General features: G+C 71.3%; 13 protein-coding genes. 7 read left to right on the top strand and 6 right to left on the bottom strand.

Features of this window, described 5'->3' with window-relative positions; translation table 11 throughout:
* The first annotated feature begins 13 nt into the window (after nucleotides 1-13).
* Genes V2J85_RS19570 through V2J85_RS19545 form a run of 6 tightly spaced genes read left to right on the top strand, consistent with a single transcriptional unit; the run spans nucleotide 14 to nucleotide 6984 of the window.
* Nucleotides 14-736 carry a CIS tube protein gene (locus V2J85_RS19570; protein WP_261954961.1) on the top strand — a complete coding sequence of 241 codons (723 nt, stop codon included), beginning with the start codon at nucleotides 14-16 and terminating at the stop codon, nucleotides 734-736.
* Nucleotides 736-2646, top strand: coding sequence for a VgrG-related protein (locus tag V2J85_RS19565; protein ID WP_330822327.1), 1911 nt, complete (start codon nucleotides 736-738; stop codon nucleotides 2644-2646). The genes V2J85_RS19570 and V2J85_RS19565 overlap by 1 nt, the downstream gene beginning before the upstream one ends.
* A 34-nt stretch (nucleotides 2647-2680) precedes the next feature.
* A complete protein-coding gene (locus V2J85_RS19560; protein ID WP_261954963.1) occupies nucleotides 2681-3139 on the top strand; it encodes a GPW/gp25 family protein in 459 nt (152 codons plus the stop codon).
* Complete coding sequence (locus V2J85_RS19555) at nucleotides 3139-5097, top strand: putative baseplate assembly protein (RefSeq protein WP_330822326.1); 1959 nt, start codon at nucleotides 3139-3141, stop codon at nucleotides 5095-5097. The genes V2J85_RS19560 and V2J85_RS19555 overlap by 1 nt, the downstream gene beginning before the upstream one ends.
* 28 nt (nucleotides 5098-5125) lie before the next feature.
* A complete protein-coding gene (locus V2J85_RS19550; RefSeq protein ID WP_330822325.1) occupies nucleotides 5126-5683 on the top strand; it encodes a phage tail protein in 558 nt (185 codons plus the stop codon).
* A complete protein-coding gene (locus tag V2J85_RS19545) occupies nucleotides 5680-6984 on the top strand; it encodes an NADase-type glycan-binding domain-containing protein (RefSeq protein ID WP_261954966.1) in 1305 nt (434 codons plus the stop codon). Before V2J85_RS19550 ends, V2J85_RS19545 begins: the two co-directional genes overlap by 4 nt.
* 29 nt (nucleotides 6985-7013) lie before the next feature.
* On the opposite strand, the gene V2J85_RS19540 is transcribed toward V2J85_RS19545, so the two are convergent.
* A complete protein-coding gene (locus V2J85_RS19540; RefSeq protein WP_330822324.1) occupies nucleotides 7014-9695 on the bottom strand; it encodes a helix-turn-helix transcriptional regulator in 2682 nt (893 codons plus the stop codon).
* A gap of 350 nt (nucleotides 9696-10045) precedes the next feature.
* Between V2J85_RS19540 and V2J85_RS19535 the strand changes: the two genes are divergently transcribed.
* Nucleotides 10046-10765 carry a hypothetical protein gene (locus V2J85_RS19535; protein ID WP_330822322.1) on the top strand — a complete coding sequence of 240 codons (720 nt, stop codon included), beginning with the start codon at nucleotides 10046-10048 and terminating at the stop codon, nucleotides 10763-10765.
* Between the two features lie 17 nt (nucleotides 10766-10782).
* Here the strand turns inward: V2J85_RS19535 and V2J85_RS19530 are convergent, their stop codons facing one another.
* From V2J85_RS19530 to V2J85_RS19510, 5 genes are all read right to left on the bottom strand, one after another.
* Complete coding sequence (locus V2J85_RS19530) at nucleotides 10783-11355, bottom strand: hypothetical protein (RefSeq protein ID WP_261954968.1); 573 nt, start codon at nucleotides 11353-11355, stop codon at nucleotides 10783-10785.
* Nucleotides 11352-12473, bottom strand: coding sequence for an ROK family glucokinase (locus V2J85_RS19525; protein ID WP_261954969.1), 1122 nt, complete (start codon nucleotides 12471-12473; stop codon nucleotides 11352-11354). The genes V2J85_RS19530 and V2J85_RS19525 overlap by 4 nt, the downstream gene beginning before the upstream one ends.
* A 241-nt stretch (nucleotides 12474-12714) precedes the next feature.
* Complete coding sequence (locus V2J85_RS19520) at nucleotides 12715-13524, bottom strand: ATP-binding cassette domain-containing protein (protein WP_261954970.1); 810 nt, start codon at nucleotides 13522-13524, stop codon at nucleotides 12715-12717.
* A complete protein-coding gene (locus tag V2J85_RS19515; RefSeq protein WP_261954971.1) occupies nucleotides 13521-14564 on the bottom strand; it encodes an ABC transporter permease in 1044 nt (347 codons plus the stop codon). The genes V2J85_RS19520 and V2J85_RS19515 overlap by 4 nt, the downstream gene beginning before the upstream one ends.
* A complete protein-coding gene (locus V2J85_RS19510) occupies nucleotides 14561-15574 on the bottom strand; it encodes a sugar ABC transporter substrate-binding protein (protein ID WP_474064965.1) in 1014 nt (337 codons plus the stop codon). The genes V2J85_RS19515 and V2J85_RS19510 overlap by 4 nt, the downstream gene beginning before the upstream one ends.
* Nucleotides 15575-15668: the final 94 nt, after the last annotated feature.

Raw genomic sequence — 15668 nt, 5'->3', positions numbered from 1 at the left:
GAGAGAACGCCCCATGCCCAAGAGCAGCAACGGCGCCGGTAAGAGCCTGGTACGCGCCACCCTGGCCATCCACGAGCCTCCCGCCGGCACCGGCACCACCCCGGGCGCGCTCAGAAAGACGCTCCGCTTCGACTTCAACCCGGCGCAGCTGTCCCTCAGCCGGTCCGCCCAGTGGAAGGTGACGCCGACCGCGGCCCGACGGGACGGCCCGAAACCCGAGTTCATGGGGGTCGAGCCGCGTTCGATGACCCTGGAGATCTTCCTGGACTCCTCCGACCGGCCGACCAGCGACACGGTGCTGAAAAAGGTGGAGTCCCTGATGAGCTGCTGCAGGGTGACCGCCAAGAGCATCGCGACCAAACGGCCCTCGCCGCCGTGGGTGGTCTTCCAGTGGGGGTCGTTCTCCACCGCCCGGTTCACCGCGTACGTCAGCTCCGTCGAGGCCTCGTACACCCTCTTCGGGACCACCGGTGTCCCCATCCGTGCCACCTGCCAGGTCCGTCTGCACGAGATCCCGCGCAGGACCGGGCGGCAGAACCCGACATCGGGCGCACTCACCGCGCAGCGGGTGCACCGGGTCGTCGCCGGTGACTCCCTGCCGTCCCTCGCCTGGCGGGAGTACGGGGACGCGACGGCATGGCGGGTGATCGCCGAGGCCAACGGCATCGACGACCCGGCCCAGCTGCCCACGGGCACCGAACTCGTCCTGCCCGCCGCCGAGGAGGTACGTCACTGATGGTGAATCCCGCCACGTCCGCAGTCCTCCAGGTAACCATCGGCGACGACACGCTGCCCGACGACGCCGCCGACGCGCTCGTCGACGGCTGGGTCGACCAGGGCGCCGGGGTGCCCGCCGCCTTCCAGCTCACCTTCCGTGACCCGTACCGGGTCGTGATCAGCAGGCTGGGCGCCACGTTCGGCGCTCCGGTCACCATCGCGACCGTGACCGACGGTCAGGGCGCCGGCGACACCCTGCTGACCGGCGAGATCACCGGCTTCGAGGCCGATTACGACGGCACCGGCACGTTCACCGTCATCCGGGGCTACGACTTCGGGCACCGGCTCATGCGCCAGCGCCGGGTGGCGGCGTACCGGAACCAGTCCGCCTCCGACATCGCCCGGAAGCTGGCCGCGCGGGACGGTGTGCCGATCGGCACGATCGAGTCGACGAAGACGGTGTACGAGTTCATCAGTCAGTCCAACGTCACCGACTGGGACTTCCTGGCGCGGCTGGCCGACGAGAACGAGACCGTCATGTCCATCGACGCCAAGGGCAGGTTCCAGTTCGTCAGGCCGAAGCCCGCCTCGGGGGCGCCACCGACCAGCACGGACAGCGATACGAGCCCGCTCGTGCTCCAGGCCGGACACGACATCCTGCGGCTGCGGGCCGCGGTCACCGCCTCCGACCAGATCGGCAAGGTGGAGACGCGCGGCTGGGACGTCACCCAGAAGAAGCCGCTCCGATCCGTCTCGCCCGCCACACAGAACCCGGGCTTCGCCATCGGCGAGACGCCCGGCCGGGCCGCGGCCAGTTTCAAGGCGGGCAAGCTGGTCGAGACGTCGACCCCGTACGACAAGGCGACCGAGGTGAAGTTCGCCTCCGACGCCCTCGCCGAGGACGTCACCGCGGCCTTCGCCGAGGTGGAGGTCGTGGCGTTGGGCAACACGAGACTGCGGCCGGGAGTGCCGGTGACGCTCACGGAGACCGGCGCGCCCTTCGAGGGCAAGTACACGGCGACCTCCGTACGGCACGTCTTCGGCGACGGGAAGCACTACGAGTCGTGGGTGACCGTCAGCGGCCGGCAGTGGCGTTCGCTGTTCGGGCTGACCTCCGGCGGGGGCGGCACGGGCACCGCGCCCAGGCTGCCGAGCGTGGCCAACGCCCTGGTCACCGATGTGAACGACCCGCTCAAGCAGGGCCGGGTGAGACTGCGCTTCCCGTGGCTGGACGACAAGTACGTCAGCGACTGGACCCGGACGGTGCAGATGGGCGGACTCGGCGGCGGCGGGGTGTTCCCGATGGACGTCAACGACGAGGTGCTGGTCGCGTTCGACCGGGGTGCCCTCGACCATCCGTTCGTGATCGGCGGGCTCTACAACGGCAAGGACACACCGACCGCCGTCGGTGACGTGCCGCTGCACGACACCGTCCGGAAGAAGGCGAGCCGGCACACCGTCTCCGACCGGGACGGCAACCGGATGGACCTGCTCAGCCAGAAGACCGGTGGCCGCAAGCAGGGCGTCCGGCTGGCGTCCGGCGACAAACAGCTGACCATCAACCTGGACCGGACCAACACCGAGATCATCGTGGACAGCAAGGGCTCGGTCACGATCAAGGGCAGCCGGTCGGTGTCCGTGGAGGCCGGTACCGACCTCACGCTCAGCGCGCGGCGACGGGTGAGCATCCGGAGCGGCGGCCCGCTCGACATCGAGGGCAAGGGGCTGGTCAACGTCAAGTCGCTCGGTGCGGTCACGGTGGACGCGATGGGCGCCCTGACCATGAGCGCACTGGGCAGCGCGCTGCTCAGCGGGGTCGGGAGCGTACAGATCAACTCCGTTGCCAACGTGGGCATTCGGGCCGTCACGGTCCCGCTCATGGGCGCGGTGACCATCGACGGCTTGATACCGATGGTGTTGCCGGCATGAGCGCCGGTGGGTGCGAGGAAGGGGTGGACGGCCGATGACCGAACAGTTCGTCGGGTCCGGCTGGTCGTTCCCGCTGCGTATCGGGCCGACCGGCGGCATCGCGCTGGTCAGCGGCGAGCGGGAGATCGAGGAGGCGATCCGTCTCGTCCTGGCGACCGCGCCGGGAGAGCGGCCGATGCGGCCCGAATTCGGCTGCGCCATCCACGACTTGGTGTTCGCGCCGGTCAACGAGCAGACCGCGGGCCGCATCCAGCACGAGGTGTACGTCACCCTGGACCGCTGGGAGCCGCGCATCGAGGTCACCGACGTCGAGGTGACCGCCGGCACCGACCGCAGCGTCCTGTACATCGACATCCGCTACCAGATCCGCGGCACCAACAACCCGCGCAGCCTCGTCTTCCCGTTCTACGTCATCCCCTCCCACGAGGAGGACGGCTCCGGCGGCGGCCTCTTCGACGACGGCTCCGGCAACTCCCCCGAAAGCGAACGCTGATGTCCCTGCCTTCTCCCCACCTCGACGACCGCCGCTTCCAGCAGTTCGTCGACGACGCCAAGCGCTACATCCAGCAGCGCGCCCCGGAGTGGACCGACCACAACGTCTCCGACCCGGGCGTCACCCTCGTCGAGACCGTCGCCCACATGGCCGACCAGATCGTCTACCGCCTCAACCGGGTCCCCGAGAAGAGCCACCTGGCGTTCCTGGACCTCATCGGCGTCACCCTCTTCCCGCCGTCGGCGGCCCGTACGGACGTCACCTTCTGGCTGTCCGCACCCCAGGAGGAGGCCGTGCCGGTGCCGGTCGGCACCGAAGTGGCCACGCTGCGCACGGAGCAGGAGGAGGCGGTGGTCTTCGCCACCGAGCACGAACTGGACATCGTCCCCTGCGCCATGAGCCGCCTCATGGTGCAGCACCGGGGAGAGCCCGTCGCCGACCACACCGCCGCACTCGCCGAAGGCACCCACATACGGTGCTTCGCCGAAGCCCCCGGCCCCGGCGACTGCATGCTGATCGGCCTCACGGCCGCCGTCCCGCACTGCGCCGTCGCCCTCGAACTCGACAGCCGGGTGGACGGCGTCGGCGTCGACCCGAGGCAGCCGCCGCTGGTGTGGGAGGCATGGACCGAAGACGGCTGGCAGCCCTGCGACGTCGACCGCGACGGCACCGGCGGCCTCAACCGCGCCGGCGACATCGTCCTGCACGTCCCCGGCGGCCACGCCCTGTCCCGCAACGGCGGCCACGAGGCCGGCTGGCTGCGCTGCCGGGTCACCGCACCCCTGCCCGGACAGCCCTTCTACACCACGTCACCGACCGTACGATCCGCCGAGGCCTGCACCATCGGCGGCACCACCGGCGTCGTCCACGCCGCCACCGTGTACGACGAGGCGCTCGGCGAATCCACCGGCCTGCCAGGTCAGCGCCGGCGGCTCGCCCACGCACCCGTCGTCGGTGACGACCCGCCCCTGCTGCTCCAGACCGCCGAACACGACGGCTGGCAGGACTGGCAGGTCGTCCCGCACTTCGCGGGGTCCCGGCCGGACGACCGCCACCTCACGCTCGACGCCACGACCGGCGACATCGCCTTCGGCCCCGCCGTCCGCGAAGCCGACGGCACCCTGCGCCAGTACGGCATGGTCGCCCCCAAGGGTGCGGTCATCCGCGCCCGCCGCTACCGCACCGGCGGCGGCCGGACCGGCAATGTCACCCGCGGTGCCGTACGGGTCCTGCGCACCTCCATTCCGTATGTGTCGGAAGTCGTCAACCGCGAAGCCGCACGGGGCGGGGTCGACGGCGAGACCGTCGAGGAGGCCAAGGTCCGGGCCCCGATCACGCTCCGCGCCCAGGAACGCGCCGTCACCCTGCGCGACTACGAGGAACTCGCCCGCCGAGCCGCCCCCGAGACCGCCCGCATCACCTGTCTGGAAGGCGACCGGGACGAGCACGGGGCCTACGCGGTGCGGGTACTGGTCGTGCCGCAGGCCGTCCCCGACCCCGGCGGCCGGCTGCGCTTCGAGCAACTCGTCCCCGGTGACCGCCTGTTGGACCGCATCACCCGCCACCTCGACGCGCGCCGCCTCATCGGCACCAGACTCGCGGTCGGCCCGCCCTACTACCAGGGGGTCACGGTCGTCGCCACCGTCCACGCCTTCCGCGGCACCGACACCGACCGGGTGCGCCGCCAGGCCCACGACGCCCTCTACCGCCACCTCGACCCGCTCACCGGCGGCGCGGACGGCCAGGGCTGGCGCTTCGGCCGCCCGGTCCAGTCGGGCGAGGTCTTCGCCATCCTGCAACGGGTCCCCGGAGTGGAACTGGTCGACGAGGTCGTGCTGCATCCCGCCGACCCGCTGACCGGCCGGCGCGGCGATCCGACCGACCGCATCGACCTGGAACCGCCGTCCCTGGTCTTCTCCTTCGACCACCGCGTACGGGTGATCGGAGACGGGACGTGACGACATCGACGTACACCGGAGGCCGGCCATGAGAGGTTCCGTCGACGGCCTCGGCTCCTCCGCCCCCATCGGTGCGATGCTCCCGGCCGTCTTCGCCGACGACGATCTCGCCCAGCGCTTCGTCGCCGGGCTCGACGACGTCCTCGCGCCGATCCTGAACGTGCTCGACTGCCTGGACACCTACTTCGACCCCGCCCTCACCCCGGCCGACTTCGCCCGCTGGCTCAGTACCTGGGTGGGCGCCGAGACCGACGGCACCGAACCCGAGCCACGGCTGCGCGCCGCCGTGGCCGCCGCGGTCGGCCTGCACCGCGTCCGGGGCACCCGGCGCGGCCTGTCGGAAGCGGTACGGCTCGCGTTCGGCGTCGAACCGGAGATCACGGAGAGCGGCGGTGCCACCTGGAGCGCGCGCCCCCGCGGCTCCTTCCCCGGCAGCGCTCGCCCCCACCTCCACGTCGCCCTCCGGTTGTCCGACCCCACCCGGGCCGACACCTATCGCCTGGACACCCTCGTGGCCGCGGCCCGTCCCGCGCACATGCCCTACACCGTCACCGTGACGGCCGCTGAAAGGAACTCGGAGAAATGACCACGCAGGACTGCGGTGAATGCGGAACCCGCGCGGAACCGGGGCAGTCGTTCTGCGACGGCTGCGGTGCCGTCCTCCGCTGGGAACAGGCCGGTCGGCGTACCGGCCCCCCGGCAGCGGCCGACGCCGGTTCCGGCCGGACCGCCTCCGCCCGCCCCGGCGGCACCGGCCCGGCGCCGGCACCCGTCGCTGCCGACGTACCGCCCGCTCCTTCCGGCCTGCCCGGCAGCCACCCTTCGGGGGCGGTCCCGGAGCGCCCCGTGGACCGTGACAGCGCCAGGACGAGCGGCGCGTCCCGGCCCGCCCCCAACGCCCCGGACCTGGAGGACACCGCCCCCAACAGCCCGCCGCTGCCCACCCCTTCGGACGGCTTCCCCCCGGGCGGTCGGATGGCCGACCGTGCCCGTTCCCTCGTCGTCCCCGTCACGGATCCGGAGGCCACCCCTCCGGTGCCTGTCCCGGCCGTGGCCCCGGTCCTCCCCGGCCGACCCGACACAGGCCGGCCCCTCGTACGCGCCCCCGGCCCCCAGCAGGGGACGGTGCACGGCCCGCCCTGTCCCTGGTGCACCACCCCGAACCCACCCGACCGCCATTTCTGCCACCACTGCGCGATGCCCCTCGCCGAAAACGGCGCACCCACGCCCCCACAGCCCGGACACCGCCCCTGGTGGCGCCGCCTCCTCGGCCCCGGCCGCCATGAGACCCCCTGGGCCGGCGACCGCCCCCGCCTCCGCCGCGCATTCGACCGCATCGGCACCTGGATCACCGCCGCCATCGCCGTAACGCTGCTCGTTCTCGGTGTGCTGTACGTCCCCGACGGCATCCAGGCCGTGCGCGACCACTTCGCCGAGCGTGCTCCGGTCGAGCCGGACGGGATCCGGGCCTCGCGGTCCTACCCCGGCCACGGACCGAAGCTGGCCTTCGACAAGCTCAACAACACCTGGTGGGGCCCGGGAGTGTCGCAATCCGGCCAGGGCGAGTGGATCGAGGTGAGTTTCGCCCACCCGGCCCGGCTGCTCGACCTCATCATCACGCCGGGTGTGTCCACCCGCGCCGACCAGCTCGGCAAGTCCGCCCTGCCGCACCGGGTCAAGGCGACGATCACGACGAAGGACGGAGGGACCACGACCCGTGAACTCACCCTGGATCCGGGCGCGGGCGGACAGCGCCGCGCCTTCTCCGTCGGTGAGGTGACCAGAGTGCGCTTCACCATCGAGTCGGCCCACGCCGCGTCCGCGGACAAACAGCTGGCCATAGCGGAGATCGAGCTCTTCGGCCGGTCCGGTGGGGACCAGTCCTGAACCGTCCGTGGGCACCTGAGGCCGATGCGTCACAGCGGTATCTCGCGCAGCTGGCGGCGCGAGGAGATGCCCAGTTTGCGGTACACGTTGCGCAGGTGGGTGTCGATGGTGCGGGGGCTGAGGAACAACATCACGCCCACTTCCTTGGATGTCGCTCCGGCGGCCACCTTTCCGGCGATGAGCCGTTCCTGCGCGGTGAGCCGGCCGAGGGGGTTCTCACCGTGTCGGCGCGGTTGTTCGCCGGTGGCCTGCAGTTCCCGGGCCGCGCGTTCGGCGAAGGCGCGCGCGCCGATGCCCGACAGCACGTCGTGCGCGGCCCGCAACTCGTCGCGGGCCTCGGCGCGTCGGTTCTCGCGGCGCAGCCACTCCCCGTACGTCAGCCGGGCGCGGGCGTGGAGCACCCGGACCCGGGTCCGGGCGAAGTGGGCGATGGCCTGTCGGTGCAGCCTTTCGCGGTCCCCGCCCCGGTCGAGGAGGGCCTGTGCCTGCAGCCATTCGGCCACGGCCCAGGGGACGGGGTTGGTGCGGGCCAGCGCCTCCAGGTGCTTCATGGCCACGGCGGCGTCCTCGCCGCGGCCGACGCGCGCGGCGGCTTCGACGAGCTCGGTGTAGACGGCCCAGATCGAGTAGGAGCCGGCCTGGTGGCGGCGCTGGGCTGCCAGCGCCGCGTCCAGAGCCGCCTCGTAGTTGCCGAGCCCGTTGTGCAGTACCGCCCTGGCGTAGTGCTCGCCGACCGTTTCGAAAGGCCGCCCGTCACGACCCAGCAACTCCCGCAGTTCGCGGTAGCGGTTGAGGTCACCGCGGAAGCCGGTGAGGACGAGCTCGGGCCCCAGGAGCGGTACCGTGCCCGCCGCCTCGTCGACGGCCCGGGCCTCGCTGAGGCTGCGGGCCGCTTCCTCGAACCGGCCGACCGAGACCCTGGCGACCGCCTGGTACCGCAGCGCCTGCGGCAACGAGGCGAGGGCACCTTGACGGCGCGCCACATCCACCTGGCGGTCCGCCATCTCCTCCATCGCCTCGTCGTCGCGCAGGTCGATGACGACCTGGCAGAGCAGGTTCATCCGCCAAGGGCTCGACGAGTGGGCAGCCGCACGGCACGCCGTCACCGCGTCACGCATCGCGGGCACCGCCCGCTCGACGGGCAGCATGGTCTGATCCAGCAAGGCGTCGAGCAGCAGATCGACCGGCCGGGCGGATTCCCCCTGTGGCGCCAGCTTGCGGATCCGGGCGCCGAGCTCCTTGAGGCAGCCGGGCTGGTTGTCGTTGTACATGAACGACGCGAACGCCTCCAGATAGGTCTCCCTCGCCTGGTCAGGAGCCAACTCCGTGACGACGTCGACGAGTCTGGCGGTGGCCTGCGGGCTGTGGGAGAGCTGGTAGTCGACCCGTGCCCGCAGCAGGCGCGCCGCGGCGCGGCCCTTGTCGTCCATCGGACGGCGCTCTGCCCGGGCGACGAGCGTACGGGCCGCGTTCGGTGCCCCCGCCTGCAGCCGCAACCGTGCCGCGGCGAGCAGCCGCCCGGCTTGGCGGTCGGAAGCCGGTGTCAGCTGCCCGGCTCGCTCCATGAAGGCGGCGGCCGCGGCGAATCCGCCGCGCAGGCGGGCCCGATCGGCGGACCGTTCCAGCTCCGCGGCGACGGTCTCGTCGGCGTCGACGGCCGCGTGCGCCCGGTGCCACGCCCGGCGGCCGGGGTCGGTCCCCGGATCGGTCGACTCCGCGAGAGCGCCGTGCACGCGTCGGCGCATTCCCGGGGTGGCCGATGCGTACACCGCGGAACGCACGAGCGGATGCCGGAAGCGCAGCCGCGGCCCCAGGGCCAGAAGCCCGGCGTTCTCCGCGACGGTGAACCCCGCGGCGTCCAGCCCGAGAGCCTTCGACGCACGACGCAGCAGGCCGAGATCGCCGACCGGCTCCGCCGCGGCGAGGACCACCAGCGATCGCGTGGCATCCGGCAACCTCTCGAAGCGATGGACGAACTGCTCCTCCAACGCGTCCACCACGCTGGCCCGGAGGCGCCGTGGGCCGGGAACCCCGAACGGCTCCGCGTGGTGGGCGAACTCCAGCAGCGCCAGCGGATTGCCCCGCGCCTCGGCCAGGATCCGATCGACGACCTCGGCATCCAGCCCGGCATGCGTCGCCGCTCCCAGCACGGCCCGGGCGTCCTCGTCACCCAAACCCGCGAGCGGCAATCGCGGCAGATCGGCGAGTCCGGACACCGAGCCGACATCGCGCGCGGCGAACACCACCGCGATCCGCTCGGTGGTCACTCGCCGGGCCACGAAGACCAGCGCCCGCCGCGAAGCGTCATCCATCCACTGGGCATCGTCCACCACGGCGCAGACCGGTTTGTCCCGCGCCACCTCGTGCAGCAGCCCCAGGACGGCGAGACCGACCGTCAGCGGGTCGGGCGAGGTCTGCGCGCCGAGGCCGAACACTCCCTCCAGTGCCCTCCGCTGCACTGCAGGAAGATTCAGACGGTGCTCGAGTACCGGGGCGCACAGCTGGTGCAGGGTCGCGTAGAGAAGGTCTTGCTCGAACTCCGTACCGGCGGCCCGCAGCACCTCGAACCCGTCCAGTGCTTCCACCGCGGCGTCGATGAGCGCCGACTTGCCGATCCCCGCCTCACCCCCCACCACAACTGCCCCACCACGCCCGCAGGCCGCCGAGGTCACTAATCGATCGAACTCACGCCGCTCTGTATGTCGGGCCACGATCCGCACTGAACTCGACCTCCAAGTCGGTGGTGCCGGCACTTTCTTGAATCCTCATCATGTGGAGAAGGCTCTGGGGCCAGGACGGTTCTGCCAGCCGGGCAGTTGGGGAAACCGGAACGAGAAAATGGGCTCTGACCTGGAGAAACGTAAACCACCTGGAATGCGGAAGTGGGACGCGCCACGGTACCGAGCTGGGAACGTGTCCGCTCGGTCGGGTGGCTTCTCCCCCTGATCACACCGGTGTTAGTCGGTCGTTAGCGGGGCGGCAGCCGTGCGCTAGTGGCCCCGGTCAGAGTGGGTGACGTAAGCGAGAGACAGCGACACCGACTGCCCCCGGGGGACCCGAGATGAGCTCCAGCACCACTGCCCGCACCGTTCGCCGCCGCACCCTGCGCATTGCCGCCGCGGCCCTGACCGCAGCCGCCGGCCTCACCCTGACCGCCTGCTCCGGCTCGGACGCCGCCGACGCGAAGTCCGCGGGCCCCACGAGCGCGAGCTCGGCCGCCGCCAACTCCACCGCCTCGGGCTGGTCCGGACTGCAGAGCTCCGGGAGCGAGGCGAGCCCCGATGCCAAGACCGTCACCACGTCGGGCGCCGCGGGCAAGCAGTCGGGCGGCGCGCACGCCACCGGCGGTGGCAAGGCGGCGTCCCCGGTCCGTACCCAGATCCTGGCGGACGGTATCAGCAAGGCCGAGATCTACAAGATCGGCGCCCAGCGCTACCGCGCCAAGATCGTCGCCCGCGGTTCGGTCGTGGCCACGATGGAGACGACGGGGCAGGACGCCGACGCCGGGCTCGACGCCAACGACATGTTCGTCGTGCTCACGATGGGCGGCGAGGTCCATTCCTGGATGGGCGGCGGGCACCAGGGACCGGGCACCTTCAAGCTCGCGGGCGGCTGGACGGCCAAGGTCACGAAGGTCGGCGAGCTGCGGTACCGCGCGCAGATCATCGGCTCCGAGGGCGTGGCCGCCACTCTGGAGACGAAGGGACACGACGTCGGGGTCGACGCCAACGGCGTGTACATCGTGCTCAGCACCGGCGGCGTGATCAGCGCCCACGGTTGAGGACCCGTGGCCGTCGGTCAGAACTTGACCGTCGACACCGTGTACACCACGGGATGGCCGGGCTCGTCGTAGCTGACCATGATGCGCTGCGACGGGTGCGGTCCGCGGCTGGTGACCGTGGTGCCCGCCCAGGGCCAGTCGACGCTGAAGTCCCAGCCGACCTTCGCCGCCTGGGCCGGCGGGATGGTCTTGCGGTCCTTCTTGAGGGCGGCGGTGCTGGTGCCGACGGCGGCGAGGTAGTGCTCCAGGCCCCACTCGTTGGTCCGGAACTGGACGAACAGCGAGCTGGTTTCCCAGGAGTTGGTCTCGTAGTAGTAGACCGGGGTCGAGCCGATCGGTACCGGGACGTTGTAGATCCGCTGCTGGACCTTGGAGGGGAAGGCGTTGGTCAGGCCGGTGGCGGCCGCCTCGGCCTCCTTGCCCTCGCCGCTGTCGCGGCTCTGCTCGGCGGAGATGACGATGTAGCCGGCCGGGATCGCGATCAGCAGGAAGACGATCAGCGCCGTCAGCAGGGGGCGGCGGCGCTTGGCCCGGGGCGGCAGGGCGGTGTGGTGGTCGTCGCGCATGGTGGGGGATTCGGTTTCGGTCATCGGCGGCCGGCCCGTTCATAGCGCTCGTAGCGCTCGACCCGGCGGCGGTTGGCACGGCGGAAGCGGCGGGCGACCAGGCGGGCGAGGTCCGCGGCGCCCACCATGCCCGCCTCGGGGCCCAGCTGGGCCTTGGCGATGGTGGCTTCGGGGCGGTAGCCGCGGCCGGTGAGGTGGCGCCGGAAGGCGTCCCGGGCCGGGGCGATCAGCAGGTCGTCGGCGGCGCTGACGCCGCCGCCGATGACGAAGCAGGACGGGTCGAGGGCGGCGGCGAGGTTGGCGATGCCGACGCCGAGCCACTGGCCGATGTCCTGGAGGAGCTCGACGCACATCGCGTCGCCCTCCCGGGCGAGCTCGGTGATCAGCGGCCCGGTGATGTCGCCGATCCGGCCGCCGACCCGCTCGATGATGTTGTACGCGACCGGGGAGTCGGCCGCGGCCAGCTCACGGGCCTCGCGCACCAGGGCGTTCCCGGAGCTGTACTGCTCCCAGCAGCCGCGGTTGCCGCACGGGCAGCGGTGGCCGCCGGGCACGACCTGCATATGGCCGAATTCGCCCGCCACCCCGTATTTGCCGCGCTTGACGGCGCCGTCCTCCAGGATCGCGCCGCCGATACCGGTGCCGAGCGTGATCATGACGAGGTGGTCCTCGCCGCGGCCGGCGCCGAACCGCCATTCCGCCCAGGCGGCGGTGTTGGCGTCGTTGTCGACCATGACGGGGACCGCGAGGCGGCCCGCGAGGCGGTCGCGCAGCGGCTCGTTGCGCCAGTTCAGGTGCGGGGCGAAGAGGACCTTGGAGCGGTCCGCGTCGACCCAGCCGGCCGCCCCGATGCCGACCGCGTGCACGTCGTGCCGGTCGGACAGATCGAGCACCAGCTCGGTGATGGTGTCCTCGACGACCTTGGGGCTCTTGGACTTGTCCGGGGTCTCGGTGCGGACCTTCTCCAGGATGGTGCCGTCCGCGTCGACCACGCCCGCCATGACCTTGGTGCCGCCGATGTCGATGCCCACCGTGGGCACGCGCGGGGCGGTCAGGTGGGAGCGCCGCTCACGGGTGCCGACCGTGCGCAGCACGGTGGCCCTGGCCGATCCCCGGTGCACCCGGTCCCGGTACATGCTCATCGACCCACCTCTTCGCCGATACTCCCCCACTGCCTGAACGGCGTGAGTGGTACCCCCATGCGTTGGCTGCGTGCTCGCAAGAGTCGTCTCGTCCCTAGGGGGGTCTCGGGAGGCCGGGGCCTCGGCGTGCGGGTTCGGTGCGATTGTGCATCACCGGCGGCGTCCGGCGCACCGCGACCGGCAGTGCCGCGCCCCGCGCGGCCGGGCGGCCGGTGCGGGGCGCGGCATGCTGCTGACCTGGTCAGTCGGGCCGGTGGCCGCCGGGGAATTCCGGGGTGGCGGTGCGGGCCAGCTCGTGACTGAGTTGTTCCAGTTCGCTGCCGCCCGCCATTTGACGGGTCAGCTCCTCCAGGGCGATCTCCTGCTTGGTGTGGCTGCCGGCCATGGTGCCGCGCTTGAGGAGGACGAAGCGGTCGCCGACGAGGTAGGCGTGGTGCGGGTTGTGCGTGATCAACACCACGCCGAGGCCGGCGTCCCGGGCGGCCGCGACGTACTTGAGGACGACGCCGGACTGCTTGACGCCGAGCGCCGCCGTCGGCTCGTCCAGGACCAGGACCTTGGCGCCGAAGTAGACGGCGCGGGCGATGGCCACGCACTGCCGTTCGCCGCCCGACAGGGTGCCGATCGGCTGGTCGACGTCGCGCAGGTCGATGCCCATCCGCAGCAGCTCGCTGCGGGTGGTCTCGCGCATCGTGGCGACGTCGAGCCGCTTGAAGGGGCCGATGCCGGTGGTGGGCTCGGAGCCGAGGAAGAAGTTCCGCCAGACCGGCATGAGGGGGACGACGGCGAGGTCCTGGTAGACGGTGGCGATCCCGCGGTCGAGGGCCTCGCGCGGGGAGGCCAGGGTGGTCTCCTCGCCCTCGATGGTGAAGGTGCCGCGGTCGTGCCGGTGCAGCCCGGCGATGATCTTGATGAGGGTGGACTTGCCGGCGCCGTTGTCGCCGAGCACGCAGGTGATCTCCCCCGCGTGCACCTCCAGGGACACGCCCTCCAGTGCCCGGACGTTGCCGTAGTACTTGCTGACGTCGGTCAGCTCGACCAGCGCTGTCATGCCTTGTCCTCCGCCCGCTTGCGGACCCATGCGTTCAGGAGTGTGGCGAGCAGCAGCATCGCGCCGAGGAAGAACTTGTACCAGTCCGGATTCCACTGCGCGTAGACGATGCCCTTGCTGGCCATGCCGAAGATGAAGGCGCCGACGGCGGCGCCGATCGCCGAGCCGAAGCCGCCGGTCATCAGGCAGCCGCCGACCGCCGCGGCGATGATGTAGAGGAATTCGTTGCCGACGCCGTCGCCGGACTGGATCGCGTCGTAGGAGAACAGCAGGTGCTGGCCGGAGACCCAGGCGGCGAAGGCGACACCCATGTAGAGGCCGATCTTGGTCTTGGTGACCGGGACGCCGACCGCCCGGGCGGCATCCGCGTTGCCGCCGACCGCGAAGATCCAGTTGCCGACGCGGGTGCGCAGCAGGACCCAGGTGGCCAGGGCGACCAGGGCGATCCACCACACGATGGTGACCTGGATGTCGACGCTGCCGACGGTCAGGTGCGAGGCGAAGAGGGTGCGGGCCGAGTCGAAGCCCTCCATGTCGGCGATGGACTTCGTCGACACGGTGCCGCTGATCAGCTTGGTGAAGCCGAGGTTGAGGCCGGTCAGCATGAAGAAGGTGCCGAGCGTGATGATGAAGCTGGGCAGTTTCGTCCGGGTCAGCAGGAATCCGTTGAACGCCCCGATGGCGAGGGTGACCAGCAGGGACACCCCGACGCCGACCCAGGTGTTGGCGGTCATCTGGTAGCTGAACATCGACGAGATCAGCGCCGAGCTGACGACCATGACGCCGGCCGAGAGGTCGAATTCCCCGCCGATCATCAGCAGTGCCACCGGTACGGCCATGATCCCGATGGTCGAGGAGGCGTAGAGCACGGTGGAGAGGCTGGACGCCCGCAGGAAGGGTTCGGCGACGAGCGAGAAGAAGACGAAGACCGCGGCGGCCCCGACGACGGAGCCCAGTTCGGGGCGGCCCATCAGCCGGCGGGCCAGGGAGCGGTGCAGCAGCCGTTCGTCCTGGACCGGTGCCTTGAGGGTGGTGGTCATCGGGTACCCCGCTTCGTGTAGTCCTGCAGGGCGCCGGCGTCCTTCTTGGTGATCACCTGCGGCCCGGTGAGCACCGGCTTCCCGCCGCCGAGGGTGTCGGAGTTGTACTTGTACAGCCAGAGCAGGTCGACCGCCTCGTAGCCCTGGAGGTAGGGCTGCTGGTCGACGGCGAAGCCGAGGATGCCGTCCTTGAGGCCGGCCGCGACCTGGGCGTTGAGGTCGAAGGTGTCGATCTCGGCCTTGCTGCCGGCCTGTTCCCTGGCCTTGACGGCGGTGGGTGCGAAGGGTGCGCCGAGGGTGACCACGGCGTCGATGGACGGGTCGGCCTGGAGCTTGGACTCGATGGAGGACTGCACGTCGGGCATGTTGGTGCCCTCGACGTAGAGCTTCTCCAGCTTGCCCTTGAAGGTCTTGGCGGCGCCCGCGCAGCGCTGTTCGTGGCCGACGTTGCCCTGTTCGTGCAGGACGCACAGGGCCTTCTTGCGGCCGCGCCGGTTCAGCTCGTCGCCGACCGCCTCGCCGGCCACCGTCTCGTCCTGCCCGATGTGGGTGAGCGCACCGAACGCCTTGGACTCCTCGGCGCCGGAGTTCACGGTGATCACCGGGATGCCGGCCTTCTCGGCCTTCTCGACGACGTCCTTCATGGCGTTGGGCTTGGCGAGGGAGACGATCAGCCCGTCGACCTTCTGGTCGATGTAGGACTGCACCAGCTGGCTCTGCCGCTGGGCCTCCTCGTCGTGCCCGTAGACGAACTTGATGTTGTCCTTGGCGGCGGCCTGCTGGGCGCCGTTCTGCACGATGTCCCAGAAGGTGTCGCCGTCTCCCGAGTGGGTGACCATCGCAAACGTCCACCTGGGGGTGTTCACCGCGGCCTTGCCGCCGGCGACCTTGGCGGCGCGCTCGTCCTCGGCGCGCTTGCCGCCGGTGCTGCTGCATCCCGCCAGGGAGGCGCCGAGCACCGCCGCCAGCACGGCGCTCACGACGCGTCCCCTTCTTCGAACCCTTGCCACGAGGACTCGCCCTTCCCGCTGATCTCGCCGTGTCGGCTGCGTCGGTCGTATTCGCTGTGTGGGCCGCCCGGCCGGGGCGGGTGCGGTGCCGCAC

Origin of the sequence: Streptomyces bugieae (assembly GCF_036352915.1) — a bacterium.
Taxonomy (GTDB): domain Bacteria; phylum Actinomycetota; class Actinomycetes; order Streptomycetales; family Streptomycetaceae; genus Streptomyces; species Streptomyces endophytica.
Note: the sequence above shows the minus strand (reverse complement) of the source record. Positions and strands in the feature narration are given on the sequence as shown.